At 25.5% G+C, this 2604-nt stretch carries 5 protein-coding genes and 1 pseudogene; 1 reads left to right on the top strand and 5 read right to left on the bottom strand.

The window, feature by feature from the left end; genetic code table 11:
* Positions 1-209, top strand: a pseudogene (locus QZ429_RS07545) (glycosyltransferase family 2 protein); the annotation flags it as partial.
* Here the strand turns inward: QZ429_RS07545 and QZ429_RS07550 are convergent.
* The 5 genes from QZ429_RS07550 to QZ429_RS07570 all read right to left on the bottom strand — a co-directional run.
* Entirely contained in the window at positions 174-743 is a 570-nt protein-coding gene (locus tag QZ429_RS07550; protein ID WP_291953375.1) for a CatB-related O-acetyltransferase, read from the bottom strand. The pseudogene QZ429_RS07545 and the gene QZ429_RS07550 sit on opposite strands and share 36 nt — an antisense overlap.
* Before the next feature lie 4 nt (positions 744-747).
* On the bottom strand, positions 748-903 hold the full coding sequence (locus tag QZ429_RS07555) for a hypothetical protein (RefSeq protein WP_291953376.1): 156 nt from the start codon (positions 901-903) through the stop codon (positions 748-750).
* Positions 894-1559, bottom strand: coding sequence for an acylneuraminate cytidylyltransferase family protein (locus QZ429_RS07560; RefSeq protein WP_291953377.1), 666 nt, complete (start codon positions 1557-1559; stop codon positions 894-896). The genes QZ429_RS07555 and QZ429_RS07560 overlap by 10 nt, the downstream gene beginning before the upstream one ends.
* A gap of 3 nt (positions 1560-1562) precedes the next feature.
* On the bottom strand, positions 1563-2423 hold the full coding sequence (locus QZ429_RS07565) for a beta-1,4-N-acetylgalactosaminyltransferase (RefSeq protein ID WP_366559247.1): 861 nt from the start codon (positions 2421-2423) through the stop codon (positions 1563-1565).
* A partial coding sequence (locus tag QZ429_RS07570; protein WP_291953379.1) for a hypothetical protein occupies positions 2395-2604 on the bottom strand: 210 nt, incomplete at its 5' end. The genes QZ429_RS07565 and QZ429_RS07570, both read right to left, overlap by 29 nt.

A 2604-nucleotide genomic window follows, 5' to 3' on the forward strand; every position in this document is an offset into this window, starting at 1 on the left:
ATTATGAATTTAATGAAAATGGAAGATATGAAAATAAAAACAAAGAAATTTTATGGCAAAATTATGAGGATAAACAAAGAAGTTTAGAGCTTATAAAAAATTTATCTTTTGATTTTAAAGAAAATAATTTTTATCAAAATTTATTACAAACATTACAAAAAGAAAACGAAAATTTAAAACAAAGAATCAAAAAAGCTTTTTTTATTTAAAGCTAGCAAATCTTTAAAATAAAGTTTTTTTGGATTATAAATTTTTATATGATTTTTTGCAATTTTTTCTTCTAATATATCCAAATAATGACATATAGGTAAGCTTAAATCAATCTCATTAAAATCAGCAAAATGATAATTCCACCATTTAATTTTTAAAAGCCTTTCTATGATTTTATCGTCAAAACGATAGCGTATGATTTTAGCTGGGACGCCTGCGACTATAGCATAAGCTGGCACATTTTTAGTTACAACTGCTCTTTGAGCAACGACACATCCAGTTTCTAAAGTAATGCCTTGTTTTAACAAAACATCTTTACCTATCCATACGTCATTTTGTATATTTAATTTTTGAATCGATGAGCTTGGATTGTGTGATTTAATGGGAAAAATTTTATTAATTTGCTTTAAACTAGCATCATTAATAAAACTATGATTTGGCTCATAAGTAAAACTTGCTGTGCTAATCCTATCTAAAGGATGTGCAAAGCTAAACATACTCACTCCATCTGCTATAGAGCAATACCTCCCCACTTTTCTACCCCCCCCCGTTATCTACTTTAGGGATAAATATCTCATCTTTTAACTTCAATCTTGAAAATTTTTTCCTATCTTTTATGTAAGTGCGAGTGTAAATATTGTATTCTTGTAAGATTTTTAATATCGCTTGATTGCATTTTAATTTCACTGACACAATATACTCTCTGCTTTTTCTAAATCTTTTATATTATCAATGTCTATACTTGATATATTATCCATTAAATAATATTTTGTTGTATCTTGTAAAAAACTAAGATTGTTTAAAAATTCTTTTGTTTTTACAATGTAAATTGCCCCATTACTCATATAAGTTTTAGGTAATTTTTGTCTTGGCATAAAAGGATATTTATCATTACAAATTCCTTTTAAATTTTTATTTTCATCACACACAAAAGCTTTTAAAATTTTATTATCATACTCACACACGCTAATTAAAGCATTTGCGTTTTCATTTGCAAAGATATAAAAAGCCTCATCTATATGCTTATTTGTTCTAAATGGGGAGGTTGGTTGAAGTAAAATTGCATTTTCATAATTTTTATAATTTACTAAGGTATGCAAAAGCACTTGATCACTTGTGGTATCATCAAGTGCTAATTTTGCAGGACGTTTTAAAATTTCAATTCCTTGACTTTTTCCATAAGATAAAATTTCATCATTATCACTGCTTAAGATAATTTTGTCTATACATTTAGATTCTTTAGCAGCTTTAATCGTATAATACAAAAGAGGCTTGCCTTTAAGCAAGATCAAATTTTTATTTTTTATACCTTTTGAACCGCCACGAGCTGGTATGATAGCTATAGTCATAATTTATCTTTCATAAAAATTTGTTTTAGCTAATTGTCTTTTAATTTCCTCTAATTCTAGCATTTTTTCATCAATAATAACATTTAGTTTTGTTTTGTGTATTTTTTTAAATTCTTCTAAAGTTAAAATTGCTAAATTTTTTTGAAATTCTACCCTACGCATTTTTAAAGCTAGAAAATGCCATTGCATTAAATTAAAAAAGATTATTTTTACATTTTTTGGTATCTGCATTGATTCAGAATATAAAATATTTTCTATGCTTTCATTGTCTATCCATTGTGATGATTTTGAAGTCATTCTTTCTTTAAAAATCAAATCTTTATTTTTAATTAACAATTGATCAGAGCCATATATAAAGCCATTATCACCTACATTTTGTATATAAATTTCATTATTTATTATTAAAAAATTAATTCTTGGATAAGCTATGGCGGTTAAATCATTTTTTACCCCATAAAAACTCTTATAAAGCTTTTTAGCATCATAAATATGATCTGTATCTATTTTTATAAACCATTCTCCCTTAGGTATAAAAGAAAGAGCAAAATTATAATAACTATGTAATTTGTTGTTTTCACTTTGTGGATTTTCCATTTGCACTTCATAAGGGTATTTTTTAGGGATAAATGAAGGATATTGCTTACAAAATTCTAAAATGATTTCTTCACTAGTATCTGTGCAATCATTATAAGCTATCACTCCTCTTTGTATAGCAGGTAGCATACTTTCTAATGAAGCTCTTAAAGTTATATCTTCATTTTTTACTCTTATAAAAGCCCAAGGATTTAAAGGAGATTTAATATCTTTTGATTTTATATCAAAATCAAAATATCCTTTATGCCCCCCCCCAATAAATATTTTTATTTTCTTTTATGAAGTATTCATTTGAGTAAGTATTGATATTAGATACTATTTTAGTTTCTATTAACGAATCTATTTTATTTATGGGTATGAATTTATGATTTAAATGATATCTTATTTTTTTTCTAAGAAAACTCATTGGCACTAATAATAACAATAAATTTATAATTATTTTTCTTGTATT

Origin of the sequence: Campylobacter sp. (assembly GCF_020024835.1) — a bacterium.
GTDB lineage: Bacteria > Campylobacterota > Campylobacteria > Campylobacterales > Campylobacteraceae > Campylobacter_D.

What these genes read in the sequence shown, in the direction of transcription:
- QZ429_RS07560 (WP_291953377.1), bottom strand. Translation starts at nt 1,559, where the DNA reads ATGACTATAGCTATCATACCAGCTCGTGGCGGTTCAAAAGGTATAAAA.